Source organism: Bradyrhizobium brasilense (assembly GCF_029714345.1).
Lineage (GTDB): Bacteria > Pseudomonadota > Alphaproteobacteria > Rhizobiales > Xanthobacteraceae > Bradyrhizobium > Bradyrhizobium australafricanum.
In genome coordinates this window covers 3,509,622-3,534,847 of the sequence record NZ_CP121669.1, presented here as the reverse complement: position 1 = coordinate 3,534,847, position 25,226 = coordinate 3,509,622, and the positions used below count along the sequence as shown (strand labels likewise).

The 25,226-nt window shown below is 64.8% G+C and carries 26 protein-coding genes; 13 read left to right on the top strand and 13 right to left on the bottom strand.

Going from position 1 to position 25,226, the window contains the following annotated elements; all coding sequences use genetic code 11:
* The first annotated feature begins 39 nt into the window (after nt 1-39).
* The gene (locus QA635_RS16365; RefSeq protein ID WP_283070318.1) at nt 40-927 is read left to right on the top strand and encodes a hypothetical protein; all 888 of its coding nucleotides are present in this window, start codon (nt 40-42) and stop codon (nt 925-927) included.
* 55 nt (nt 928-982) lie between these two features.
* A complete protein-coding gene (locus QA635_RS16360) occupies nt 983-2,134 on the top strand; it encodes an aminotransferase class V-fold PLP-dependent enzyme (RefSeq protein WP_283070317.1) in 1,152 nt (383 codons plus the stop codon).
* Here QA635_RS16360 and QA635_RS16355 read toward each other — a convergent pair.
* The 5 genes from QA635_RS16355 to QA635_RS16335 form a co-directional block, all read right to left on the bottom strand.
* Nucleotides 2,131-3,372 carry a YbfB/YjiJ family MFS transporter gene (locus QA635_RS16355; protein ID WP_283070316.1) on the bottom strand — a complete coding sequence of 414 codons (1,242 nt, stop codon included), beginning with the start codon at nt 3,370-3,372 and terminating at the stop codon, nt 2,131-2,133. The two genes, QA635_RS16360 and QA635_RS16355, sit on opposite strands and share 4 nt — an antisense overlap.
* 121 nt (nt 3,373-3,493) lie before the next feature.
* The gene (locus tag QA635_RS16350; protein WP_028337158.1) at nt 3,494-3,745 is read right to left on the bottom strand and encodes a tautomerase family protein; all 252 of its coding nucleotides are present in this window, start codon (nt 3,743-3,745) and stop codon (nt 3,494-3,496) included.
* A 22-nt stretch (nt 3,746-3,767) separates the two neighbouring features.
* Nucleotides 3,768-4,478, bottom strand: coding sequence for an SDR family NAD(P)-dependent oxidoreductase (locus QA635_RS16345; RefSeq protein ID WP_283070314.1), 711 nt, complete (start codon nt 4,476-4,478; stop codon nt 3,768-3,770).
* A gap of 87 nt (nt 4,479-4,565) precedes the next feature.
* The gene (locus QA635_RS16340) at nt 4,566-5,531 is read right to left on the bottom strand and encodes a LysR family transcriptional regulator (RefSeq protein ID WP_283070312.1); all 966 of its coding nucleotides are present in this window, start codon (nt 5,529-5,531) and stop codon (nt 4,566-4,568) included.
* Between the two features lie 25 nt (nt 5,532-5,556).
* A complete protein-coding gene (locus QA635_RS16335) occupies nt 5,557-5,793 on the bottom strand; it encodes a hypothetical protein (RefSeq protein WP_283070311.1) in 237 nt (78 codons plus the stop codon).
* A 300-nt stretch (nt 5,794-6,093) separates the two neighbouring features.
* Here QA635_RS16335 and QA635_RS16330 point away from each other — a divergent pair, with 300 nt between their 5' ends.
* The gene (locus tag QA635_RS16330) at nt 6,094-6,903 is read left to right on the top strand and encodes a glyoxalase superfamily protein (protein WP_341850426.1); all 810 of its coding nucleotides are present in this window, start codon (nt 6,094-6,096) and stop codon (nt 6,901-6,903) included.
* A gap of 12 nt (nt 6,904-6,915) precedes the next feature.
* Here the strand turns inward: QA635_RS16330 and QA635_RS16325 are convergent, their stop codons facing one another.
* The gene (locus QA635_RS16325) at nt 6,916-10,728 is read right to left on the bottom strand and encodes a tetratricopeptide repeat protein (RefSeq protein ID WP_283070308.1); all 3,813 of its coding nucleotides are present in this window, start codon (nt 10,726-10,728) and stop codon (nt 6,916-6,918) included.
* A 456-nt stretch (nt 10,729-11,184) separates the two neighbouring features.
* On the opposite strand from QA635_RS16325, the gene QA635_RS16320 reads away from it, so the two are divergent.
* Entirely contained in the window at nt 11,185-12,153 is a 969-nt protein-coding gene (locus tag QA635_RS16320; RefSeq protein ID WP_283070306.1) for a phosphatase PAP2 family protein, read from the top strand.
* A gap of 161 nt (nt 12,154-12,314) precedes the next feature.
* Nucleotides 12,315-12,443 carry a hypothetical protein gene (locus QA635_RS16315; protein ID WP_283070304.1) on the top strand — a complete coding sequence of 43 codons (129 nt, stop codon included), beginning with the start codon at nt 12,315-12,317 and terminating at the stop codon, nt 12,441-12,443.
* Nucleotides 12,444-12,455: 12 nt separating this feature from the next.
* Here the strand turns inward: QA635_RS16315 and QA635_RS16310 are convergent, their stop codons facing one another.
* A complete protein-coding gene (locus tag QA635_RS16310) occupies nt 12,456-13,673 on the bottom strand; it encodes a glycosyltransferase family 87 protein (protein WP_283070302.1) in 1,218 nt (405 codons plus the stop codon).
* Between the two features lie 355 nt (nt 13,674-14,028).
* Here QA635_RS16310 and QA635_RS16305 point away from each other — a divergent pair, with 355 nt between their 5' ends.
* A complete protein-coding gene (locus QA635_RS16305; RefSeq protein WP_283070300.1) occupies nt 14,029-15,234 on the top strand; it encodes a glycosyltransferase family 87 protein in 1,206 nt (401 codons plus the stop codon).
* A 40-nt stretch (nt 15,235-15,274) separates the two neighbouring features.
* On the opposite strand, the gene QA635_RS16300 is transcribed toward QA635_RS16305, so the two are convergent.
* Genes QA635_RS16300 through fliL form a run of 4 tightly spaced genes read right to left on the bottom strand, consistent with a single transcriptional unit; the run spans nt 15,275 to nt 18,257 of the window.
* Nucleotides 15,275-16,087, bottom strand: coding sequence for a MotE family protein (locus QA635_RS16300; protein WP_283070298.1), 813 nt, complete (start codon nt 16,085-16,087; stop codon nt 15,275-15,277).
* Nucleotides 16,084-16,551: a DUF6468 domain-containing protein gene (locus tag QA635_RS16295; protein WP_283070296.1), complete on the bottom strand. Its 468-nt coding sequence runs from the start codon at nt 16,549-16,551 to the stop codon at nt 16,084-16,086. The genes QA635_RS16300 and QA635_RS16295 overlap by 4 nt, the downstream gene beginning before the upstream one ends.
* Complete coding sequence (gene fliM / locus QA635_RS16290) at nt 16,548-17,750, bottom strand: flagellar motor switch protein FliM (RefSeq protein WP_057018625.1); 1,203 nt, start codon at nt 17,748-17,750, stop codon at nt 16,548-16,550. Before fliM ends, QA635_RS16295 begins: the two co-directional genes overlap by 4 nt.
* Nucleotides 17,751-17,768: 18 nt before the next feature.
* Nucleotides 17,769-18,257, bottom strand: a complete 489-nt coding sequence (gene fliL / locus QA635_RS16285) for a flagellar basal body-associated protein FliL (RefSeq protein WP_028339793.1) — start codon at nt 18,255-18,257, stop codon at nt 17,769-17,771.
* A gap of 382 nt (nt 18,258-18,639) precedes the next feature.
* Here fliL and flgF point away from each other — a divergent pair, with 382 nt between their 5' ends.
* The 7 genes from flgF to QA635_RS16250 all read left to right on the top strand — a co-directional run bounded on the left by flgF (nt 18,640) and on the right by QA635_RS16250 (nt 23,649).
* On the top strand, nt 18,640-19,404 hold the full coding sequence (gene flgF, locus QA635_RS16280; RefSeq protein WP_016846737.1) for a flagellar basal-body rod protein FlgF: 765 nt from the start codon (nt 18,640-18,642) through the stop codon (nt 19,402-19,404).
* Nucleotides 19,405-19,420: 16 nt separating this feature from the next.
* Nucleotides 19,421-20,209, top strand: a complete 789-nt coding sequence (gene flgG, locus QA635_RS16275; protein ID WP_038376389.1) for a flagellar basal-body rod protein FlgG — start codon at nt 19,421-19,423, stop codon at nt 20,207-20,209.
* 2 nt (nt 20,210-20,211) lie between these two features.
* On the top strand, nt 20,212-21,267 hold the full coding sequence (flgA, locus tag QA635_RS16270) for a flagellar basal body P-ring formation chaperone FlgA (protein ID WP_283070293.1): 1,056 nt from the start codon (nt 20,212-20,214) through the stop codon (nt 21,265-21,267).
* 5 nt (nt 21,268-21,272) lie between these two features.
* On the top strand, nt 21,273-22,025 hold the full coding sequence (flgH, locus tag QA635_RS16265; protein WP_028337175.1) for a flagellar basal body L-ring protein FlgH: 753 nt from the start codon (nt 21,273-21,275) through the stop codon (nt 22,023-22,025).
* A gap of 316 nt (nt 22,026-22,341) precedes the next feature.
* On the top strand, nt 22,342-22,785 hold the full coding sequence (locus tag QA635_RS16260) for a hypothetical protein (RefSeq protein ID WP_425249164.1): 444 nt from the start codon (nt 22,342-22,344) through the stop codon (nt 22,783-22,785).
* A gap of 96 nt (nt 22,786-22,881) precedes the next feature.
* The gene (locus tag QA635_RS16255; protein WP_026193017.1) at nt 22,882-23,175 is read left to right on the top strand and encodes a hypothetical protein; all 294 of its coding nucleotides are present in this window, start codon (nt 22,882-22,884) and stop codon (nt 23,173-23,175) included.
* 153 nt (nt 23,176-23,328) lie between these two features.
* Nucleotides 23,329-23,649, top strand: a complete 321-nt coding sequence (locus tag QA635_RS16250; RefSeq protein WP_283070290.1) for a hypothetical protein — start codon at nt 23,329-23,331, stop codon at nt 23,647-23,649.
* 57 nt (nt 23,650-23,706) lie between these two features.
* On the opposite strand, the gene QA635_RS16245 is transcribed toward QA635_RS16250, so the two are convergent.
* Together QA635_RS16245 and QA635_RS16240 are read right to left on the bottom strand one after the other, a co-directional pair.
* Nucleotides 23,707-23,979: a hypothetical protein gene (locus QA635_RS16245; RefSeq protein ID WP_225160164.1), complete on the bottom strand. Its 273-nt coding sequence runs from the start codon at nt 23,977-23,979 to the stop codon at nt 23,707-23,709.
* Between the two features lie 119 nt (nt 23,980-24,098).
* Complete coding sequence (locus QA635_RS16240; protein WP_283070288.1) at nt 24,099-25,142, bottom strand: phosphatase PAP2 family protein; 1,044 nt, start codon at nt 25,140-25,142, stop codon at nt 24,099-24,101.
* Nucleotides 25,143-25,226 lie beyond the last annotated feature (84 nt).

Below are 25,226 nucleotides of genomic sequence, written 5' to 3'. Positions count from 1 at the left end.
GCACTATCATGCGCGGCACCGCATCCAGGGAGCCGCGCCGTGCAGCAGCCATTCGACCGCGCCGCAGAAGATCTCGGCAACGCCATCCATCTCGAACATGTCAACGTGCAGGTGCCGGACCAGCGCCTCGCCACGCTGTTCTACGTCGCCGGCATCGGGCTGACGCGCGATCCCTATCTGATGGTCTCCGACAGCAACATGTGGGTGAATGTCGGCCGCAGCCAGTTTCACCTGCCGAGCGGCCGCCAGCAGGTGCTGCGCGGCCACACCGGCATCGTGATCGCCGGGCGGCAGGCCCTGCTGCAGCGGCTCGCCGCGGTCGCGCCCAAGCTCGAGGACACCGCGTTCAGCTATCGCGAGCGCAATGATCACGTCGAGGCCATCTGCCCCTGGGGCAACCGGCTACGCTGCTTTGAACCGGACGCCGAACGTTTCGGGCGCATCGCCCTCGGCATGCCCTATGTCGAGTTCGAGGTGCCGCGCGGCACGGCTGAGGCGATCAGCCGGTTCTATCCTGAGATCATGGGCATCCCCGCCAGCGTCGTGAACGGCGACGGCGTCGTCGCGCGCGCAAAAGTCGGCAACGATCAGTATCTGCAATTCCGCGAGAGCGACGCGGCGCAGGGCGAATTCGACGGCCATCACATCCAGATCTACATCACGGACTTCTCGGGCCCCTACCAGCGACTGCGCGAACGCAATCTGGTCTCCCGCGAAGACAATCAATACCAGTACCGCTTCTGCGATATCGTCGATCCGGCCGACGGCCGGCATCTGTTCACCGTCGAGCACGAGGTGCGCAGCGCCACGCATCCGATGTTTCTGCGGCCGCTGGTCAATCGCAACCCGGCGCAGACCAACCGCTCCTTCGCCAACGGCTACGACCAGGCGCCTTGGGCGATGGGGCCGGACCAGTATGACGGCTGAGCGCGCGCTCTTCGGCGCCACGTCATGATCCGCAAATTCCAGCAAACGAGACGACATGCTTCCCTCCCAGCGCCATCTGTTCGAGATTCCACGCGAGGTCTGCTACCTGAATTCGGCGTCCTACAGCCCGCTGCCGCTGAAGACGCTCGAGGCCGGCCGTGCGGCGGTCGGACGCAAGGGCCAGCCCTGGACGATCGATGCAGGATTTGCCGGCCGCCAGCACGAGCGCGCCCGTAGCGCGGCCGCCCGCCTGATCAACGCCGCACCAGACGATGTCGCGCTGATCCCCGCGATCAGCTACGGCGTCGCGACGGTGGCGAAGGCGCTGAGCATTCCGCGCGGCACGCGCGTCATCGTGCTTGAGAATGACCATTCCTCGCCGGTCCTCGAATGGCATGCCCGCGCCGAGGCGCAGGGCTTCGTCGTCGACACTGTACGCCAGCCCGCCGACGGCGACTGGACATCGGCGGTGCTGGCAACGATCGAGCGGCCAGGCGCGCCGCCGGTCGGCCTCGCCTCGATCTCCTCGGTGCACTGGTCGGACGGCGGCATGATCGACGTCGACAAGGTGCAGGCCGCGCTGCGGCGGCACGGCGCAATGTTCGTCATCGACGCGACGCAGAGCGCGGGTGTCGTGGCGATGGACGTGACAAGGCTCGACCCCGACGCCGTGATGTTTCCGACCTACAAATGGCTGATCGGCCCCTACGGCCGCGCCTTCCTCTACATTGCAAAACGCCACCAGAACGGCGTGCCGCTGGAGCAGACCTCCAGCGGCCGCCGCAACGTCAACTCCGAGAACCCGGTCTATTTCGGCGATCTCGACTATGTCGACAACGCCACGCGTTACGACATGGGCGAGCGCGATCATTTCATCACGCTGGAGATGGCCTCGATCGGCATGGAGATGATGGCGGAATGGGGCGCCGCTGCCGTCAGCGCGCGGCTCGCGATGCTCAACGAGCGGATCGCCGGCCGTGTGCGTGACCTCGGGCTCAACGTGCCGGCGCGCAGCGTGCGTGCGCCGCACATCCTGAGCCTCGGCATGGCGGGCGGCATCCCGAAGGAGTTGATCGCGCGGCTCGCCGCAGAGAACATCCATGTCGCGCTGCGGCTCGGCCGGATGCGGATCTCGCCGCACGTTTTCAACGACGAGGCCGATGTCGATCGCCTCGTCGCGGTCTTGACCAAAGCGCTACGCGGTTAGCTGGACTTGTGCCGCAGTCCGACGACGCCGAACAGTTCGATCGCCAACGCGACGGCCACTCCGGCCGCGCCGATCACGAACAGCAGCGCATAGTCGCCGCCGCTGCGCGCGAACAGCCAGGACAGGCCGTAGGCGCCCGCCGCCTGGAACAGCGCGAACGTCGTGGTGGCCTGCGCCCAGGCTGAACGCTGGCTCGCCGCGGAATGCGGGATCAGCTCGTGGATGCGGCCGATCACCAGCGGGACGATGCCGGGCGTGAAGCCGCCGACGATCAGGCTCGACACGATCAGCACTGCCGGTGACGTCGTCACGGCCGGCAGCGCGACCGCAACCGCCTCGATCAGGAACGCCGCGCGCAGCGCCGCAGCGAAGCCGGCGCGATCGGCGAGATGTCCGGTCAGCAGCGGGCCGACCACAGCGCCGATGCCGTACAGCACCCAGTAATGCGATCCCGCCGCGATCCCCTGCCCGAGCCCGCGCGCGACGAAATCGACCAGGAACACCATGTGCGGCACCAGCGCCAGCGCATTGAGGCCATATTCCAGGCACAGCGCGATCACCAACGGCGAGCGCAGGCCATGCGACGCGACGGGCTGCTCCGCAACGCCTCGCGCGGCGGGAGCTTCGGCAGGCCACGCCTTCCAGCTGACCAGTGTCAGCACCGCCGACAGGACGCCAAGGCCGTACCAGGCCTGCTTGACGCCCTGCTGCAGCAACAGCGGCACCAGTGTTCCGGACGCGGCGACGCCGAGGCCAACACCGGCGAAGATCACGCCGCCGATCAGGCCGCGCTTGCTCGGCGCGGTATGCGGCAGGATTGCCGTCGCCGCCAGCACCATGATCACGCCGCCACTGACGCCGGCGAGAAAGCGGAAACCGAAGAACCACACGAAGGAGATCGGCACCGCGCAGGCAAAGCAGGTGATCGCGGCGAGCACCATCATGCCGCGCAGCGCCCATACCGAGCCGATCCGCGCGCCGAGATCGCGGGCGATCAGCGCGCCGGCGAGATAACCGGCAAGGTTGGCGGCACCGAGATAGACCGCTTCCGCCGGCGTGAACCACTTTGCGGCGATCAATGCCGGGATCAACGGCGTGTAGGCGAAGCGCGCCAGCCCGAGCCCGACCAGCGAGGCACATAATCCTGCGGCCGCGGACAGCCACAGCGGCCCGCCTGCATCCCGATGCGGCGCGGCGTGCTGGCGCCTGTGATGATCGACATTGGCTGACATTGACATCGCAGTAGGCCCTCCGGCCGTTCGTGAAAAATGATTAGTTGCGATCGCAGCAATCGCTCGCAGCGATCACGGCTCACCTCTCCCGATCGGGAGAGGTGCACATTCGGTTTGGGGAAAGCCTTCAGCGGGAAGATTTGGACGCCGCAGCTGCAGCGAGCTTCTTGCGATAGTCCAGCGCGGGCAGTCCGCCCCAGCCCCAATTATCGGTGTCGACTTCCTCGATGACGACAAACGTCGACTCCATCGGCTTGCCGAGCACGTCACGCAGCAACTCGCTGGCGCCCTTGATCAATGCAGCCTTCTGCTCCGGCGTGGTGGACGACGCCCCCGGCGCCGTCCCCTCACGCGTGACCTGGATGGTGACGATAGGCATGGCACTCTCCGGATCGTGCTCGTTAATGACCGGCGCTCTGGCCGCCGTCGACATGCAGGATCTCGCCGGTGACGAAGCCCGCGCCTTCCAGGAACAGCACGGCGTCGACGATGTCCTTGGCTTCACCCATGCGTCCGACCGGATGCTGCTTGGCGAGGAAGTCGTGCGTTGCCGGCGCGTGCATCGGTGTCCTGATCACACCGGGCGAGACCGCGTTCACGCGGATGCCCTTGGCGGCATATTCGATCGCGAGCGACTTGGTGGCGGCGTTCAGGCCGCCCTTGGTCAGCGAGGCCAGCACCGAGGGCACGTTGCTGTTGGCGTGATCGACGAGGCTGGTCGTGATTTGCGCGATGTGCCCGGAGCCCTGCTTCTCCATCTCCCTGGCGGCGCGCCTGGTGATGTAGAAGAAGCCGTTGAGATTGGTCGCCAGCACCTGCGCGTAGTCCTGGTCGGTGTAGTCGGTGAACGGTTTGGCAAGGAAGATGCCGGCATTGTTGACCAGCGTGTCGATGCGACCGAAGCGCCCGAGCGCCTGCTTGACGATGCGGTCGGCGACTTCGGGATCGCCGATGTCGCCAGCGACGGTCAGAACATCGCTGTCGGTCGACGGCTTGATGCTGCGGGAATTCGCGACGACGCGCCAGTTGCGGTCGCGATAGCCCTTGACGATGGCCTCGCCGAGGCCCTGCGACGCACCGGTGATGATGGCAACCTTCTGCTCTGCACCCATGATCTCTCTCCATCTGTTGCTGAAGCGACCCAGCGCCGCTTCGATGGAGAAGAAGCTAGATACATCCGCTTTCCGCGCGAATGTCCGCTATTCGGCAGACACTCTTCCGCGCCGCGAACGAATGGCGCCAGCCTTGCTGGCCTCGCGCGACAGCCGCTCGAAATAGCGTTTCAGCCGCGGCGTCGCGAAATCGACGAAGGCGCGCACCTTCGGCACGTCGAAGCGGCCCTGCGGCGCCAAAAGATGCACCGGCAGCGGCGGATGCTCGTCGCCGGCGAGCAGGATCTGCAACCGGCCGTCACGGATTTCCTCGGCGATGTGATAGGAGAACAGCCGGGTGACGCCGTGTCCTTCGCTGGCCGAGGCCACCGCCGCGCGCACCGTGTTGACGACCAGCCGTGGCGTGAACTGGACCGCGCGCGCGATCTTCGACTTCGCGGCCGGCGGGAAGCTCCAGGAGTCGAGCCCGAAATGCGTCATGGCGATGATCTGGTGCTTCGCCAGATCAGCCGGCTCGGCGATCAGCGGATGCTGCGCGAGATAGCCGGGCGATGCCGCCACCACGCGGCGCACCTCGCCGAGCTTGATCGCGATGAAACTGGAATCGGTGAGATGGGCGATGCGCAGCGCGACGTCGATCCCCTCGTCGATCAGATTGACGGTGCGGTCGAGCATCACGAGCCGCACCGACACCGCCGGGTAGTCCGTCATGAATGCATCGAGCACCGGCCGCAGCAAATCCTCGCCGACCACGACGGGCGCGGTGACGGTCAGCGTGCCGCGCGGCACCGACCGCTCGCCGCCCGCCGAGATATCGGCCTCCTCGAGCTCGGTCAGAATGCGCCGGCACGCCGCCGCATAGCGCTGGCCGGCGTCGCTCAGCTTCAGCGAGCGTGTCGTGCGATGTAACAGCTCGGCGCCGACATGATGCTCAAGGAAAGCGATCGCCCGGCTGACCGCCGCCGGCGATCGCCGCAGTTTCCGCCCGGCACCGGCGAGGCTGCCCTCGTCGACCGCCGCAACGAAGACCTTCATGGCGTCGATGCGGTCCATCGATCCCCCCGCTTCGCGGTCGCCGTTACTCCTTCACGTCATACTGCTTGCTGAGATGGTCGCCGATCTGCACCAGCATCGCGACGCATTCGGGATAGCCGGGCCTCGCCACCGTGGCGTCATCGGCGCTGGCGCGAAACTCCCAGCTGTCGCCGTCGCGCAGCACGGAGATGTCGATGCCGTCGGGGCAGTCGGCATGGGCCTTCAGCTCGACCCGCGCCATCGCGATCAGTTCGGCTTCGGTCTTGATCGGCTTGCTCATGTAACGACGTCCTCCCGGCGCTGTGCAACGGACGCCATGGTTGCCGATTTGACGGCACGATGTCGAGAGCACGCGTGCGATCACAACCAGTTGCAATTGACAAAATGCTCGTCCCCGGCGAACATTCGGCAGGGTCGATACCACCCGCCGCTTGCATCCCACCCGGGGACGGTGAAGGTATCAAGCCATGTTTCAGGCTTCCTTTGCCCGCACGAACGGGTCAGCAACGCAAGCCCCTGACGCTTTCCGTTCGTCGATGCAAAGGTTGATCCCATGCGCGACTTTCGTGATGCCAAGGCCATGGCGCAGACGCTGCGCGAAGCGCTCGGCGCCAAATCGATCCCCCTCACCCACAGCGACAGCCTGGAGCTGATCGCCAAACTGTTCGGCCAGCGCGACTGGAACACGCTGGCGGCACGGATACAGGCCCCCGGCGGATCCGCCGATGTGCCGGCTTCCGCTCCGCGATCGCCGCCGGACGTCGTGCGGCAAGAGATCGCAGTCGCTGCGGCGGTGCTCGACCGCTATGCCGGCTTCTACCAGCTCAGCGAGCAAGCCGTCCTCAGTGTGATGCGTGAGGATCACCACTTGGCTGTGCAGCTCACCGGGCAACGTGCCGTACCGTTCTTTGCGGAGAGCCAGACCGAATTTTTCGCCGGGGAGGTCGACGCGCAGATCAGCTTTGTCATCGCGGCTGACGGTCAGGCGGCGTCACTGATCCTGCATCAAAATGGCGACAAGCCGATGCCGCGCATTGACGCTGCAAGCGCGAAGCAGATTGCGGATCGCACCGCGGAGCGTGTGAAGAACCAGTCGCCGGCTCCCGGAACCGAGGCCGCACTCCGCCGCCTGATCGAGGGGGTCGCATCGGGACAGCCCGACTATGCGGACATGGCCCCCGCGCTCGCCGCGGCGACCCGCGAGCAATTGCCACACCTGCAGCCTTTCCTCGCCGACCTCGGCGCGATCGAATCCACCCGCTTCCTCGGCGTCGGCGCGCAGGGCGAGGATGTCTACAGTGTGCGGCACGCCAACGGTGCCTCGCATTGGCGGATCGCGCTCGACGCCACCGGGATCATTTCGACCGCGTGGGTGTCTGCAGGGCCGTGAGCGCCAGCGCTGCTACGGCGCCGCGCTGGCGCGGCGCTCGCCCTTGATCGCCGGCAGCGCGCTCACCGGCGCGACCTTTGGCTTGTCAGTCACCGATCCGGTCGCGACCGGATCGGGCAATGGCGCGCGGGCGGTGGCGTCGGGGAAGCGGGTCTTCATCTCGCGGATGAAGCCGTCGAGCGTGTCGACGCTGGCGGCCATTCGCGCGATCTGGGCGAATTCGGCGCTGGACGTCGCCACCGGCTTGCTGGCCGAGTCGAAGGCGAGCTTGTCGGCATCGCCGGACATCAGCGGCGCGTATTTCTCGCGGAACCGGGACAGCCCGATGGCGTCCTCGGCAAGCGCGTAGCCGACCACGGCGCGGATGATGTCGGCCTTCTCGCCCGGGTTGAGCGGGGTGAAGTCGCGCCAGCGGTCGCCATAATAGAGCTCGATCTGCTCGGACGCCTCGCGCCAGTGCCGCGACGCCCAATAGATATCGGAGCGCAGCCGGATTGCCTCGCGGCCGGTGATGTTCGAGATGATGTCGAGCGCGAGATCGTGCCGGCCGACGTCGCTCTGCGCGCGCGCCTCGAGCAGCAGCCGCTGCTGGCGCAGTTCGCCGGAGAGATCCGCGATCCGGGTCGAGCGCAGCGCGGCAACGGCGCGGTCGGGCTTGCGGTTCATCAGATAGACCATCGCAAGGCGCGCGGCGACCTGGGCGCGGGCCGCACCTTCGAGCCGTTTGTCGACCTGGTATTGCAGGAGGTCGGCGGCCTGGTCGAGCAGATCGACACCGACCAGGCGGTCGGCGAGACGGCGGATCATCTCGTCGCCGCGGCGGCCGATCGGCGTCAGTTCGCGATATTCGTAGAAGGTGCCGAGCGCATCGATCGGCGCCATCTCGTCGCCCTTGGGGCCGAGGTAGAGCTGCACGAACAAGGCCGAGGCGGCATCCTGCGCCTGGCGCGATTCCGGCGCATTCGGCTGCAGCCGGGTCGCGGCACGCGTCACCGCGAAGGCGTCGGCATAGCGCGCCGTCTCGGCGTAGATCTTCGACAGCACATACAGCGTCTTCAGCTCGATATTGTCGCCGCGCCACAGCATCGACAGCAGTTCGAGCTCCTTCAGCACATCGTCGCGGCCGATCTCGCCGCGCTTCTGCTTGAGCAGCGTCTCCAGCAACCTGCCTTCGGCGGCAGCCTGGCGATCGGCCGAATTGGCGGCGAAGCGATAGGCGTCGAGCGCATCCTTCTCCTGGCCGAGGGCCTCGGCGAGCCGGCCGCGCAGCACCGCAACCGCGGGCTTCAGCTCGCCGGGAACGCCGACCACGTCGAGATCGCTCTTGCGCCGCGCGGCACCGGCATAGTCCTTGACCTCGAGCGAGGCCTTCATCGAGTCCATGGTGACGATGCGCTGCAAATCGGGCGGCAGCGTCGCCACCGCGAATTCGGCGTTCTTGAACTTCTCGCGCGCCTCGGCCCATTTGCCCTCGCGGGCGAAGGCGAGCCCCTTCCACAATTGGGAATCGTAACCGTTGCCGATGACGGGATTGGCGAGATCCTTCAGGCCCTGCGCCGGGTGCCCGATCAGGATGCTGGCGACCGCGTGCACCATCACCACCGACGCCGTCTCGCTGCCGCGCTTGCTCTCGGACAGGATCAGATTGGCGACAGCATGGGCTTCCTGGTACATGCCGCGCGCCATGTAGAAGTCGGCGAGATCGAGCCGCGCCTGCGGCAGCTGCTCGGCATTGGCCGACGCCGTCGCCGCAATCAGGCCGTCGAGCTGCTTGAGGAACGTGTCCGACTGGTTCTTGCGCCACTCGTCCGGATCGAACAGCGGCTTCACCGCCGCGGTCGCGCGCTCGGCGGCGACGTCGGCCGATGACAGCGTCAGGCCGCCCGGCCGGCCCAGCATCACCTTGTCGGCGCCGACCTCGGCCTTGACGTCGTCCGCGTTCGGATGAACCACGACGCCGTGGATCGATTCCAGCAGCGACAGCTCGACGAAATCCTGCCGCTTGATGATGCCACGGGTCGGCGGCGGCGTCGTCACCACCCAGAGCGTATCGCCGGCGTCGGGATCGACCAGTCTGTGCAGCTGGCCCGGATTGGCGAGCGGCACGCTGACATTGGCGAGTGAGGGCTCCGAGATGTTGCGTACCACGGTGAGCGGCAATGGCGGCTTCTGCACGCGGTCGGCAAAGGTCAGCGTCCAGCTCACGCCACGCGAGCGGTCGTCGCTTTCGAGCGACGGCATCTGCGGCCGGTTGAGGCGGAACCGCACCGCCTGGCCCTTTTCCAGCGCGATCCGGCTGACATCCGATATCAACGAGCCGGCCTTGGCGCGGACCGGATCGACGTCGATTGCCTCAGCCGTGTCGAACACCATCCAAACCGTGTCGGCGCGGCGGAATAGCGCCGCCGGCGTCGCGCCGGGGAATGAGAATGTCACGCGCAAGCCGTCGCTATCCCGCTGGGCCTCGACCGCGGGCTTGCCGCCGGCACGGGCCTCGGCAGCAGGCGGCGATGGCGCCGCAGCCGCCTTCGGCGCTTCCATCGCCGGCGCGGCGGCGACAGCGGGCACCGGCTTCGGCGCGTCGGTCACCGGCGCCGGGTTCTGTTCCGCCACAGAGCCGGCACCACCATCGTGCGGCGGGCTCGGCGCAGCAGCGTTCTCGGCGTTGGCCGCAGGTGCGGCCGCGATTTTCGGCAGCTCCGGATCGGATGGTTCCGATCGGGGCTGCTCCGTTTTGGCGGGCGCGGCCGCCGGTTGCTCGCTCGTGGCTTGCTCCGGCTTGAGCGGCTCAGAGTGCTGCGGTTCGGACTTGGCAGGCTCGGACTTCGCCGGTTCGGATTTGGACTGTTCGGGCTTGATCTCGATCTTGGCCTGCTGGGCGATGCTTTCCGATGTCACCGGCGCGATCGCCGCGGCGCCTTTCGGTTTGGCGCGCGCCGGCAACAACGAGCTCAGTGAGGGCTTTGCCGCCTGCTGCTGCTCGTTCTGCTGGAAGGCGACGTCGACGATGTAGTTCTTCTCGTCGCGGAACGAATGCACGTCGACATCGCCAATCAGCGACACGTCGACTGCCGACGTGTCCGTATCGGCGCGCGCGCTGATCGACGCGACATTCGGCGGGGCGGCGACCTTGGCATCGGCAAGGTCGAAAGTCAGGACCGAATTGAACGACAGCGTCAACTTCTGCTCGTTCAGCACCGAGGAGACGCTGACCCCGTCGGGCACCTCGAACACGAAGCGGACGAAGGTGGGTTGCACCAGCGCGCGAACCCGGACCGGCGGCTTCTTCCTGGCGGCGTCGGCGGCACGCTGCATGCGCAGCAGGCGCTCGGCGGCGCGGGCGCGCTCGGCAAGCTCGCGGATTACCTCCTGCGGCAGCGACGGCGGCGGGCCGGTCCAGCTGTCGGGCAGGAAGTCGATGAAGATGCGCTCGCCGGCGGTCATGGTGTTGATGGAGACGCGGCGCGCCAGCGACAGACGGATCGCCGAGCCGTCGGGATCGCGGCGCGCGGCGCCGACATAGCTGGGCACCGCATCCTGCAGTTTCTCGACGGGGATATCGACCGGTCGCCCGAAGCGGATCACGATGATCGAGCCGGCGGTCGTGACCTCCGACTCGACATCCTCCTTCAACTTCAGCACCAGCCGGGCATAGCCGTTCGCGGCAGAGAATGTCGCCTCACCGGGCACCGGGTCTTCGGCGCGCACCGCGGTCGGAAATGTAAGGGTTGTAAGCGCAAGGCCGGCGGCAAGCAGGCACAGACGCGCGGTCCGCGCCCAGGCGCGGCCTAGCGACCATGTTCCAGCGGCAGCGGTTCGCGCCATCTCGAAACGTCTTCTCGGGACCCCAGCCACACCAAGCGCGAAGCGCCTCGCCCACGCCTCCCGATCTTGGATCGGGCGGCGTTAAGGAGCTGTTAACGCAAACCCATCGATCTCATTTGAGGGTCACTGTCGTGTGCGCGGGGCATTGTGCGCCCCAGGTTCCGGCTTTGATCATGTCTACAGGGCTGTTTTGTGCGCCAGGGCGTGCGCATGCGCTACTGGCAGTTCAAGAATTTGAGGGCTTGGTGTCGAAGCGTTGATCGGCGCATCGACAAACCGCCTGGATCGGATGGATCTCAAAGAGCCTCCGACGTCCGGTCAACCCCCAAATATCGATAATTAATCCTGTGGGTAAGCCGCCACCGCGGCACAACCATCGGCATTGATCGCGCTCCGGTTGTAGTGATAGCCTGCCGCCATTTTCAAGAACCAGCAAATTGGACGAGTGAGATTGGAATGGGGCCGCCCGCGCTATCGGCGCTGACGACATCAGCAGATTCCGGACAAGCCGAAGCCATCAACGATCCTGGTCTTTGGCGCATTATCGCGGCCATTGCCGCGATCGATGCCACCTGGCTGCGTCTGTCAGGGCTTCAGATATCGGTCAGCCCCGTCATGGGCACGGGTTTTCTCGCGCTGATTGCGTTCGGCGTCGTCTACAGCACAGTCAAGCCGGACCGGCATCTGGCGTCCTTTGCAGCGACATCCGCACGGCTCGCCGCCTTCAACGTCGTCGCAATCGTTCTGAGCTATCTCGTCGCCTCGGTCCACTTTCCTCTCGTCGACGACACTCTCGCGGCGACTGATCGCGCGCTCGGCTTCGATTGGCTTGCATTCTTCGATTGGACGAAGACTTCGAACCCGACCATCGGCTGGGCTCTTGATCTGATCTACGACACCATCGTCATTCAAGTCTTGGTGCTGTTGGTCGCGCTTGGCGCGACCGGACGGGCAAAGCGTGCCAGGGAGTTCAGTCGGCTCTTCGCGGTCACACTACTGTTGATCATCCCACTTTCGATGCTGCTGCCAGCAGAGGGGGCGTGGGCTCATTACGGCGTCGCGCGGCTGACGAGCGCCTACTACCTGCCAGACTTCTATGCGATCCGCTCCGGCGCGATGCATATCATCGACCTAGGCCACGTCACAGGCATCGTGCAGTTCCCTTCATTCCATGCCGCGCTCGGCCTAATCCTCATCTTGTCCGCGCGCGGCACGTTCCTGTTCATCCCCTATTTGGCGCTGAACATCGTCATGATCGCGTCGGCGCTGACCGCAGGCGGCCACTATCTCACCGACGTCATCATCGGCCTAGCAATGGTGCCTGCGACGATTCTGATTCTGCGAGCTGGCGCCGAAACGCAAAAAGGCCTTCGTATCCCTCTTCGGGACACAGGGGCGATCGGAGACTCTTCGGTCTCGGTTTGACTTTCGGCGGCGTCAGACGGTGTTGAGCCCCATCGCATCGAAGGCGGAGGACATCCGCTTCAGCCACACCGGCTATCCGTTTCGGACAACGCGCTTCGGCGACGTGTGGCAGCGCCGCTGCGAAGACGGCAGGCATTCCCTCGGACATCTGGAATCGCGATATGCGCGCCTGCGGCTGCACCGAGGCGAAAGCAGCCGGCGCGCGGCACAACGACTTCCAGGAAGCCATCGGCCACACCAAGGGGTCGACGACAATGGCGAAGGTCGACGGCCGCGCAGCGCTCGCGTGAGATGCTCCGAACTCAGACCGTCGCGACCTCTCGCTCGCCATGCGCCGCTTGCCGCGTCTGCGTGCTCTCCCGGACCAGCAACCAGCAGAACAGGATGATGACCGGAGAACCAAAAGGCAGCGGCTTCACGACCGACAGCTGATAGAGGACAGGTAGGTAGAAGACCATCGGCGCGAGAAACGTCACGCCAAGCACCATTTTCGACCAGGCCGGAAAGCCGACCTTCAACCAGTCGCGGAGCATCCAGGCCAGCGGCAGCGCCATGATGAGCATGTCGTAGAACAGGCAGAACGGCGTAATCAGGAGGCAGGCGAGCACGATGATCGAACGTTCAGTCGCAGCACTGATCTTCTGACGCAACATCCAGACCAGCACACACGTCATGCCCAGCGCCACGAGGCCGTGAATGATAAAGGCCGTGTTGACGCCGGCGCCGAGCAGGCGCGCTGTCGCGTAAACGCTCTGCAGCAATGAAAACTCGACGTCGCCGTTCTCGAGAGCCTGACGGGCCGAGTGAGAGACGTCGAGGAAGTTGAGCCATGTATCCAGGCCGAACAGCAGCGCGGACAGCACGACGAGCGAAATCGACGACATGCCTGCCCAGATCAGGGTGCGCCAGCGACCTGTGACGATCAAGGCGATCGGCACGGCCAGCGCCAGGTGCGGCTTGATCACCATCAGCCCGAGGATCGCGCCCGCGAGCTTTGGCCTCCGGTCCATGATGTTGAGACCGCACCCAAGGATCGATGCCGTCAGAAAGGCGTTCTGCCCCGCCACGGCATTAAGATAGACCGGCGCATAAGCGAGGATCGCGACCAGGCACCAAGGCGTACGCAAGATACGCCAGATCACCGCGGCGAACGACGCCGCCGTCATACCAATGAACACGAACAGCGAGACGAAATACGGCGCGAGCGCGAGCGGCACGCACAAAAGCAGCATCGTCGGCGGATAGAAGAACGCCTCGTAGCCCTCTCGCAGGTATGGAGCTTCCGCGAGCAAATGCAATTCGGGCACATAAACCTCGGCGGGATGCCCGGCCAGAACCTGAAGCGAGGCCGCCCAGAACGTCAGGAAGTCCGAGCCGAGCAGAAAGTTGTTCGCGCCATAGCCGCCATCGCGGTAAAATAGCAAGAGCGACCTCGCAAGGGTCAGCACCAGCACAATTGCGACGCCACTCACGTATAATCGGGCGCGCGGCGCGGTGAGCCATGGCATGTCTTTCAGCATTGGCAATTCCCAAAACACCACCTTGAGACATAGCGACTTCAATTCCAGAATGACAAATCGGTTGCAACTTAACGCTACCGTTTAAGGCTACCATAACGGGCGCACGCTTCTCGGCGTCGATAGGCGTTTGGCTTCGCGGAGACCCCGTCGAGCCCACACCATCGGAGGCGGCGAACATCCGCGTCTGCATCGAGAGGATTACCCCCGGTCCACCAGGCATGGGCGGAACTCCCGGCGATTAACCCAACGCCGCAGGGAGATCGGCCACTCGCTTGCGCCACCGCCAGTTGCGGTATACAACCGCTTGCATTTCAAGCAATTCTTAGTTTCTGGCAGTTTCATGAACGGATTTGGAATGGCGCGCGCCCGTGCGGAGCGCAGCGGATACGACCGTGCATTGGCCATTGCCTGCCTCATCGTGTTGGGCTTTACCCTGTACTGCGTGTTACCGAAAGTCGTTGACGGTACCGGCGCGACCGGGCTCGACTTTTCGTGCTTTTGGAGCGCGGGGAAAATGGCTCTCGATGGCCATGCCGCCACCGCCTACGATTGGCCGCGGTTGCGGCAAGCGATCATTCAAATACATCCCAGCTTGAACGACGCTCCGTTCCCCGTTTACGAAGTGCCGATACCGTTTTTCTACCCGCCGTTTTTTCTCTTTGCGGCGACACTGCTGGCACTGTTGCCGTTTCCGACCGCGTTCTGGATCTGGAGCACCGCAAAGCTGCTGTGCTGGGCGCTCGTTGTTTCCGCCATCCGGCCGCGCTTCGCCGTACTGCTGCTGGCATTCGCCGTGCCGGCCGTCCTGTACGATTTCATCGTCGGCCAGAGCTCCCTGCTCGCGGCATCGCTGCTCGGCGCCATTCTGCTGACGCTGGACCGGCGTCCGATCTTCAGCGGCTTCCTGATTGCGCTGCTGATCTTCAAGCCGCAATACGGCGTCCTGCTTCCCCTCATTCTGATCGCTACTGGACGCTGGACCGTCTTCATCACAGCCAGTTTGGTGACACCGGTGCTCTTGCTGCTTACCGGGCTTACCTTCGGCTGGGACACTTTTGAGGGGTTCCGTGAGGCCGCCGTCTTCGCAACGACGCAGTTCCATCTCACCGGCACGCTGGCTTGGTACAAACTGCAGAGCGTCTACGGCGTGCTTCGGTTTGCCGGTTTTGGCTATGGATCGGCCATGGCACTGCACGTCGCGGTCGCTGCGGCAGCCGCGACGTGGACGCTGATCATATGGCGCCGCAACGTCAGCTTCGCCGTCAAGGCCGCGAGCCTGCTCGTCGCGACGTTGCTCGTATCTCCCTACTTCGCGATCTACGATACGGCGCTACTGGCTCTCGCGCTCATCTTTCTCATGAACGCGCCCATGGCCGAACATGGCTCGCTTCTCTCGAATCGCTCCGAACTACGGATCGGGTTCGGCGTGCTTGTCCTGGCGGGGTTTACCTATCCGGTCGCACTCGTGCCCGTCGGTCCGTTCATGTGCGCGACCCTCATCGCGATGATATGGATGCGATGCAGGCAACCCGGTGTTAAGTCGGATCTGGCTTACGGCTGACCAGGCCACCGCCAATTGGCGGACTTTCCGATAGCTCCCATCAATTCGTCTTCGGCGTGAGCATCTTGCCTTCGATCTTGGGAAGATCGTCGGTCGAAGCCGATTTGTCGCCGCTGGCACGGCGGGCGAGTTCGACCGTGAGCCGTTCGGCGGCTTCCGGCTGCATCAGGCCGAGGATGTCGGACATCTTGCGCGGCTGGATCTGCGAGGCGATCTGGTAGAGCACGTTCATTTCCAGACGATCGAACACCTTCGCGGCGTCCTTCGGCTTCATGTTCTCGTACATGGTGACGATGCCCTTGAAGCGCGCGGCATCGGCTTCCGCCTTTGCCGCGGCATCGGCATTCGTCTTGGCATCATTGGCCTTGGCCTCCTCGACCTTGGCCTCGATGCGCTTCTCGGCGGCCTTCAGCAGGCTTTCGCGGATCTCGACCTCGCGCGCGCGCGTCTCGAGCTCCTGGCGGCGCGCCTGCAGCCGTTCCAGGATCGCACGCTCGGATGCCGACACTTGCGGCGGCGCATCCAGATTGACGACAACGCCATCGGGCTTGGACGGCTCCGCGGCCGGTGCGGCCGGCTTCGGCGCCTCGTCCTTCTTGGCGTCCTTGTGCTCGACCGATCCCGTGATGTCGCCGGGATCGGCCTTGATCTTGCTGTCCACCACCGCCTTGCCGGCGCCGGGGAAGTTGAAATTCTGTTGCGCCCAAGATGGGCCAGCCGGGCCGGCCGGCGGCGTATCGTCGGCAAACACGTAACCGCCATCGAGCACGAGGCCGGCGACCTTCAGCACCATCAGGCCGAAGATCGCGACCAGCACCACGGGCATCACTCTGATGTCACGAAGCAACTTCATGCAGCGAGGCCGCCGGCCCTCCTGCGCTCGGTGAAGGCTTCAGCCGCCGCGGCAACCGCGTGTGCGGCCGAGACCCTGGGCGCCGGCGCCGCTGGCGCGGCGGGCGCAGCCGCCGGTGCCTGTGCGAGCTCGGACGGCCGCGCGGCCATCGCGATCTTGGACAGACGGCGCACCACGTGGTCGCCCTCCGCCAGCTGGTTCTTCAGCAGCGCCGACATCTGCGTCGCCGCATCGAGCTGGTTGCCGAGGTTCTCGTTGACGTCGCGTACCGCGTGCTTCAACCCGCCGATCGCCCGCTCGGCGATCTCGGTCGCGGTGATCAGTTCGGCGATCGTCGCCTTCAGCGAATGCTCGTCGGCCTTCAGCCGCTGCAGGCGCTTGTTGAGCAGCCAGCAATAGCCGATCGTCAGCATCAGCAGCACGGCCACCAGACTCTCGATTGCTAGTCCAAGCACATGACTCATGGTGCCTCCATCATCTTGGTCCGCTCGTCCGCCTTCTCGAACATCGCGAAGGTGGTTTGGGGTTTACGCAAATTCTTGGTGACGCGGATCGCGACGCGGTCGCCGACCCGGCCCATGCGCCCTTCCGTCAGGGTGACGTTGCCGCAGCGCACCGAGACCAGCGCGTCGGAGCGGATATCCAGCGGCAGCGTGTCGCCGACCTTGAGCTTCATCAGCTCCTTCAGCGGGATATCGGCCTCATAGAGCACCGCGTCGACCGAGATCTCGGCCTGCGCCACTTCGGTGGCGAAATGGCCTTCCCAGATCGGGTCGCGGCCGAACTTTTCGCCCATGAACATCTGCAACAGCACGTTGCGGATCGGTTCGATGGTGGCGTAGGGCAGCAGCAATTCGACATTGCCGCCGCGGTCTTCCATGTCGATGCGCAGGCGCACCAGGATCGCGGCATTGGCCGGGCGGCTGATCGCGGCAAAGCGCGGGTTGGTCTCGAGCCGGTCGATCGTGAAGGTCACCGGCGACAGCGGCCGGAACGCCTGCTCGGCATCCGACAGCACCACCTCGACCAGGCGCTTGACGAGGTTGGTCTCGATCGTGGTGTAGGGCCGGCCCTCGATGCGCAGCTGGGTCTGGCCGCGGCGGCCGCCGAGCAGCACGTCGATCATCGAATAGATCAGGCTGGAATCGACGGTAGCGAGCCCGAAGTTCTCCCACTCCTCCGCCTTGAACACCGAGAGCACCGCCGGCAACGGGATCGAGTTCATGTAGTCGCCGAAGCGCACCGAGGTGATGCGGTCGAGCGAGACCTCGACGTTGTCGGAGGTGAAATTGCGCAAACTGGTCGTCATCAACCGCACCAGGCGGTCGAACACGATTTCGAGCATCGGCAGACGCTCGTAGGACACCATCGCGGAATCGATGATGGCGCGGATGCCGGAATGGTCGTCGAGGCTAACGTCGCCTACCGTGAAGCCGAGGAGATTGTCGATCTCCTCCTGCGACAGCACGCGCTCGCCATTGGTGCTCTTGCTGCCGAAGTCGCGGCTGCCGTCCTCGACCATGGCGGCCCATTGCAGCGCCATGTTCTCGGTGAGCTCGTTCTTGGCGGCTTCCGCCGCGGCCGCCGCGGGATCCTCGGAATCGAGCGAGGCTTCCCACTGCGCCGCAATGGCGTCCTGGTCCATCTGGTCGTTGCCGGCCATGGCTTTACATCCGCCCCGTCACTGGATCACGACTTCCTTGAACAGCACCGCGTTGACCTGGTTGGGTGCCAGCGCGAGATTGACGCGCTTGGTCAGTTCTTCCTTGAGGCGGAACAGGCCGGCCGAGCCGTTGAGGTCGCTCGGGCGCAGCTCGCGCATGTAGGTCTGGAACAGGTCGGTGACGCGCGGCAGCGCCGGCTTGATCGCCTCGACCTGCTTCTCTTCCTTGACCTCGAGCACGAGCTTCAGCTTGAGATATTGCACGCGCTCGCCGGGCGCGCCGACCAGGTTGACCAGCATGTCCGGCACGTCGACGAAGCTCGGCGGCTTCGGCGGCGGCGCTTCGGCGTGCTGCTCCTCGCCGTGGCCGCGCATGAAGAAGAACCAGCCGCCGGCGCCCGCGCCGAGCACGACGAGGAAGCCGACGACGGCAATGATCAGCTTGAGCTTGCCCTTCTTCGGTGCGGCCGCGCCCTCGCCGCTCTCCGTCTTTTCCTCGTCCGCCATCGTCCGCTCGCTTCAACCCGAAGGATGCGAACGCGATTTGCCCCAGCTTTGGCCTGAAGACGCGATACAAATGCCGCCGGCGCATACGCGCCCCAATAATGGCAACGCTAGGGTCATAATGGTTAACGGAAGCTTAGGATTTACCATCCACTAGGAAAAAACTGCCGGGCAAACATGGTCAACAAGACCTTTCTGCCGCCCTACCGGGCCTCCAGACAAACACCTAAGCCATTCAAATATTTGAATTTTCCAAGTTGGCACGGCTTTCGCTGAGAGCACGGCGTCACCTGAGGGTTTGGGAGAACCCAATGGTTACCGACGGGTCCGGCGTGAAGGTTTGGGAGAACCTGCATTCGGATCGCCTCACAGGGGAGAACCACCGATGCAGAATACGCTTCTGGTCGGCCTATCGAAGCAGATGGTGCTGGAACGGCAGATGGATGTCGTCTCCAACAACATCGCGAACATGAACACCAACGGCTACAAGGCCGACCGGTCGCTGTTCCAGGAATATCTGTCCTCGAACGCGCATGAGGACAATTTCGCCTCCTCCGACCGACGCGTCTCCTTCGTGCAGGACCGCGCGACCTTCCACGATTTCTCGCAGGGCCCGACCGAAGAGACCAAGAACCCGCTCGACGTCGCGATCGACGGCAATGCCTTCCTGGTGGTGCAGACGCCGGGCGGCGAGCGCTACACCCGCGAAGGCAGCCTGCAGATCAACAATCGCGGCCAGCTGGTCACCGCCTCGGGCTACCAGGTGCTCGGCACCGCCGGCCCGATCACCTTCCAGCAAACCGACCACGACGTCTCGATCGCCGCCGACGGCAACATCACGGTGCTGGAGGGCACCTCCCGCCTCGACTCGATCCGCGGCAAGCTGCGCCTCGTCTCGTTCGCGCAGGCCCAGCGCTTGCTCAAGGAAGGCTCCAACCTCTACGCGCCGGGCGAAGGCACGCAAGCGCTGCCGGACACCAAGGCCCAGATCCGCCAGGGCTTCATCGAGAAATCGAACGTCAATTCCGTCGTCGAGATGAGCCGCATGATCGAGATCACGCGGACCTACACCCAAATCGCCTCGCTGCTGCAGCAGCAGAGCGACCTGCACAAATCGGCGATCGAGAAGCTCGCCGACGTGCCGAACTGATCCGGGAGATTGACCGATGCGCGCACTTTATACAGCTGCGACCGGAATGGCGGCGCAGGAACTCAGCGTTCAGGTGATCTCCAACAACATCGCGAACCTGCGCACCACCGGCTACAAGAAGCAGCGCGCCGCGTTCCAGGACCTGATCTACGACCATGTGCGCCGGGTCGGCGCGCAGGCCTCCGACCAGAACACCATCATGCCGATGGGCATCGACCTCGGCGGCGGCGTGAAGACCGTCGGCACGCCGCGCATGATGACCCAGGGCACGCTGTCGCCGACCGGCAACGATCTCGACATCGCGATCCGCGGCGAAGGCTTCTTCAAGATCCTGATGCCGGACGGCACCTTCACCTACACCCGCGACGGCTCGTTCCAGATGGACAATCAGGGCCGCATCGTCAACGCGCAGGGCAATTTGCTGCAACCGACGATCACGATCCCGCAGAACGCATCCGGCCTCACCATCAATGCGCAGGGCCAGGTCTCGGTGACGCTGCCGGGCCAGACCGCATCGACCAACATCGGCCAGATCGGCCTGACCCGCTTCATCAACAAGGCCGGCCTGATGCCGATCGGCGATAACCTGTTCGTGGAAACGCCGGCCTCCGGCCAGCCGCAGGACGGCACCGCCAACACCGACGGCTATGGCGACATGCAGCAGAGCAACCTCGAACAGGCCAATGTCGAGGTGGTCTCGGAAATCTCCGACCTGATCGCCGCGCAGCGCGCCTATGAGATGAACTCGAAGGTGGTCTCCGCCGCCGACCAGATGATGCAGTCGACCTCCAACCTGTTCCGCTGAGGATGATGTCGATGATCGCCCGCTCACTCCTGATCGCAGCCGCGCTTCTTGCAGCCTCGATGACTTCGACTGCCGCGCAAAGTCGCCGCGAGACCATCGCGGTGCCGACGCTGCGCGCCAGCATCACGGTCGCCGACGACATCGTGCGGGTCGGCGACCTCATCGACAATGCCGGCAGCGCCGGCAGCGTCGCGGTCTACCGCGCGCCGGACCTCGGCACGACAGGCACGCTGCCGGTCGCGCAGGTGCTGAACGTGTTGCGCTCGCACCAGGTGATCGGCGTCGATACCCGCGAGCTGAAGGAGATCACCGTCACCCGGCTGGCGCGCACCATCGACAGCAAGGAGATCGAGCAGCAGGTGTCGCGCGCGCTGGAGGGCCGCCACGGGCTCGGCAGGGCCGGCAACATCGCGCTGACCTTCGACCGCGATCCCGGCGATATCCGCCTCGAGGCCACCAATACCGGCGTGATGCAGCCGATCGCCGTGCGCTACGACCCGCGCTCGACGCGTTTCGACCTGACCTTCGAGATCGGCAACGACGCCGGCGCCGCGCCATCGAAGCTGCGCTTCACCGGAACCGCGATCGAAACCATCGAGGCCGCCGTGCTGACGCGCAATGTCGAGCGCGGCGACGTGTTGAAGGCCTCCGACGTGATCGTCGAGCGCCGTCCGAAAGCCGAAATCGGCAACGACGCGGCGGTGCGCGACAGCGCCGTCGGCATGCAGGTCCGCCGCCAGCTCCGCCCCGGCCAGGCGCTGCGCGTCGCCGACCTCGCGAAGCCCGATCTCGTCACCCGCGACCAGAACGTCACGCTGATCTACCGCACCGCCGGCCTCTACCTGACGATCCGCGGCAAGGCGATGGATGGCGGCGCCGAGGGCGACACCGTCAGCGTGATGAATCTGCAGTCCAAGCGCGCCGTCTCCGGCGTCGTCACCGGCCGCGGCGAGGTCTCGATCTCGGTCGCGACCCCGCGCCCGGCGCCGACCGCCGACGCCACCGAATCCAATGCCGCTTCCGTCAAGCTGAGTTCAGTCGCACCAAACGCCGAGTAAAGTTCATGTCCCAGTACCGCATCAACCGCCTCGTCCTGACCGGTGCGCTGCTCGCGCTCGGAACGATCGCCAGCGGTTGCTCGTCGATCGACCGTCTCTCCCAGATCGGCGAGCAGCCGAAGCTGTCGTCGATCGACAATCCGACCACCCAGCCCGGCTACAAGCCGGTGCAGATGCCGATGCCGAAGCCCGAGGTCGCCTCCTACAGCCCGAACTCGCTGTGGCGCAGCGGCTCCCGCGCCTTCTTCAAGGACCAGCGCGCCGCGCGCGTCGGCGACATCCTGACCATCACGGTGAACTTCACCGACAAGGCCGCGATCGCCAACGAGACCCAGCGCAGCCGAACCAACTCGGAGGATTCGGGCGTCACCAACTTCCTGGGCTCGCAGACCATCACGCAGCCGAACAAGATCCTGCCCGGCCGCATCCTGACCGCCGACTCCACCGCCTCCAGCGACGGCAAGGGCTCGGTGAACCGCCAGGAAGCGTTGCAGACCAACGTCGCCGCGGTCGTCACCCAAGTGCTACCGAACGGCAATCTCGTGGTCGAGGGCAAGCAGGAGATCCGGGTCAATTTCGAAATCCGCGAGTTGATCGTGGCCGGCATCGTGCGCCCGGAGGACATCCAGAGCGACAACACGATCGATTCCTCGAAGATCGCCCAGGCCCGCATCGCCTATGGCGGCCGCGGCCAGATCACCGACGTGCAACAGCCGCGCTACGGCCAGCAGGTTCTCGACGTGCTGCTGCCCTTCTAACGGCATGATCCAAGAGTGGAAACCGGTTTTCGGAAACGGATCATGCCTGAGTAGGACCTTTACGAGCTCCCACATCTCGTCGCGAACCTAGGCGCGGCGCGGTGTACCAACACGGCCCTCGCTAGCTCCCCTGGCGAGGGTCGTGGCTTTTTGTGACCGGTGGCGTGCGCCGGCGCGGTCGCCGCGCACCAGTCCGATACCGCTTCACGAAAGTCGCGCCATCGCCTTGTCGGTTCGTTAACCCTCGCAGCAGCGCACAGTAGAAGTCCCGGCGCTTGCAACGTAGGGAGACGACAACGCAGGGTTTTCTGTTTGTATGACGGTCATGCAAAGAGACGGACGATATGCGGCGTGGTTCCGGACGCCGCGGGGCGAAGGCACCGGAATAGTCCAGCTTGCAAATGGCAGGATCTCGGGCGGTGACGCCATGTTCATTTATGGCGGCACCTATCAGCTCGATCAGGACCGCTTCACGGCGACGCTGACGACGCACCGTTATGCCGACGGCCCGTTCACCACCGTTTTCGGATGCGACGAGGTCGAGGCGCAGCTGACCGGCTCGTTCAACGGCAACCGGGCGGTGTGCTCGGGCACGGCCAAGCAGGCCCCCGGCGTGCTGTTCGAAGCCACGCTGTTTCTGCAGCAACAGGAGCCGGAGCCCGCCCCCGGCCCAAGGACCACGACAACGCGCGCCGGTGTGGCAAGGCTGCCAAAGCTCCCCGACCGACGCACGACGGTCGTGAGCAGGCGTTTCAGCTAATCCGTCCGCAATCCCGATGGCGTCGCCACCCGGTCCGGCGTACGATCGCGCATGCGCGAAGCGCAGCCCGATCGATGCAGCCGGAAGGAGGAACGCATGTATGCCGCCATCCGTCACGCCAAGGCGAAGACTGGTAGCGCCGAGGAACTCGCGCGCCGGATCAAGGAAGGCGCGATCCCGATCATCAGCGACGTCGAAGGCTTCATGGCCTATTACGTGGTCTATGCCGGCGACGATACGGTCACCGCGATCAGCGTCTTCAACAACCATGCCGGCGCCGAAGAGGCCAATCGCCGCGCGCTGGCCTGGATCGATGACAATCTCGGCCCATTGCTGGTCGGCCAGGCCACTGCAGTCGCTGGTCCCGTGATCGTGCACACCATAGCCTGACGGCAGCGCCCGGCAAACTTCGCCCGGCAGAAGCTGCCCGCGGCGCGTCGTGCGCGCATGGCGGCCTCGCGATCCCCTTGAAATCACGGCTGCAACGGATGGCACGCCATTTGCTCCACGATTGCAGCATTGCAATCGGGACTGCGCGCGCAGATGACGTCGATCTCGGGCCTTGGATCGGTCACCGCCAGCATGACGACTGGTACATTGAAGAAACCGCTGACCGCCGACGCCACCGGCGGCAGCTCGCTCGGCGATACCGTCGAGCAGAAGTTTCTCAAATACGCGCAGATGAGCCCGATGGACCGGATGCGCGCGAACATCCTCAAAAGCATGGGCATGTCGGAAGAAGACCTCAAGAACATGACGCCGGATCAGCGCGCCGCGGTCGAGCAGAAGATCAAGGAGCTGATCGAGCAGGCGTTCCAGAAGAACGCCGGCAAGGCGGGCCAAGCGGTCGACATCTCGGCCTAGCGTGGCTGCAAGCAAGCGCGACGCGGACCATCGGCGGCCTCATCGCCGAACCGATCGCTAGATCGGGTAGCGCCATTTGAGCGCGCGCCGCACCAACACCCAAGCCACGGCATCCACGAGCAGTACGAGCCATAGCAACGCCGGCGATGACCGAATGCCGATGTGAATGATCGTGTATGCCAGCCCGATCATAACGGCGAGCAGCGCAATCCACGTCCAGAAAAGCGGTGAGCGGAAGATTCCGGTTGGGGCAGCGTCGAGCAAGCTCGAGCCCGTCGGCGTTGGGACAAACGAGCCCAGCAGAGCTTCCCAAAGCGCTTCCCAATCCATTGAAGTCTGCTCCCCCTCTCCGATTTGCCGGATCCACGCTCGGCGGGTTCAGCTTGCAAGTCGCCGCCGGCATCAAACAGGGGCGATATCGCCTCGCTGACCGGCTCTGCGATCGCGTGCTAGGCGGACACGGCCTCCGGCACCGGTATTCCGCGCACGGTGGCGTACGATCTGCCGAGCATCGCCTCAACCGCCATCGCGGCCAGCCACAGCAGTGCACCGCAAGACAGATCGATGACGTAGTGCCCGCCGATCGGAACGGTTGCGATCAGCACAAGCGCATTCCAGATCAACGTGATGGCGAACAGCCATCTCGTCCCTGTCGTCGCACAAATCGTCATCAGGACGAGGCAAGTGTGAAACGACGGGAATGTCACCACGCCTTGCAGATTTCCAAACGACACGTTCGGAGACGCCGCATTGCGAAAATACTCGAACTTCGCGAGATGATAGATTCCGGCGCCGTCGGGAAGTTGCGCAAGCACCTCTATGGGATGGTGGAAATAAGCAAAAGCTCCCCTGGCGGGCCAGAACACTGAAAACGTCGCAGCGACAATCGCGGTCAGGCTGAACACGAATACCAGCTGCCAGAGCTTGTTGAAGCGTCCCATCATGGCCAGGAACGGAAACAGTGCGGCAAGCTGGAGCAGCCAGCTGTCGTAAGCTACAGATAGCAGATAGGACAGCAAGGGATGAGCCGCAAACCACCCGATCATGGACGGCAAGTCGACCCCGACGGCACGATCGGCGTTACTAAGAACGTCATCGATCAAGGGGAACTTGTATCGCAAGCCCACGAGGCTGATGACCGCAGCCGCCATGATTGACCAGCAAGTAGCGGCGACAGCTCCGCCCAGATGAGAGAGTGTCGGCGCGGAACGCCATTTGCCATAGACGACATGGACGATGATGAGGAACGCCATCATGCCGGAAAACAGCGCCAGATCCCTGGCGTCAATCGCGACCCGAAATCTCCAAAGCAGGAAGCCGGTGAAGCCGCCCGCCGCCACGACAACAAGCCAGGAGCCGAACATGCTCCATTTGTAGAGGTGGGTTCCCCGAGATGTCTCTGCCGCAGCATTGGCCTCTGGAGAGACCCTTCGCAGGGCAAGGATGTCCGCCGACGACACGATCGGTGACGGACCAACCAAATGACTGAGCATTCCGACTGCCATTCCAGCGGGCGTCTCAACACGAGACCCGCTCATTCCACAGCCACAGGTTTAGCAATCATTGGTTAAGTTGCG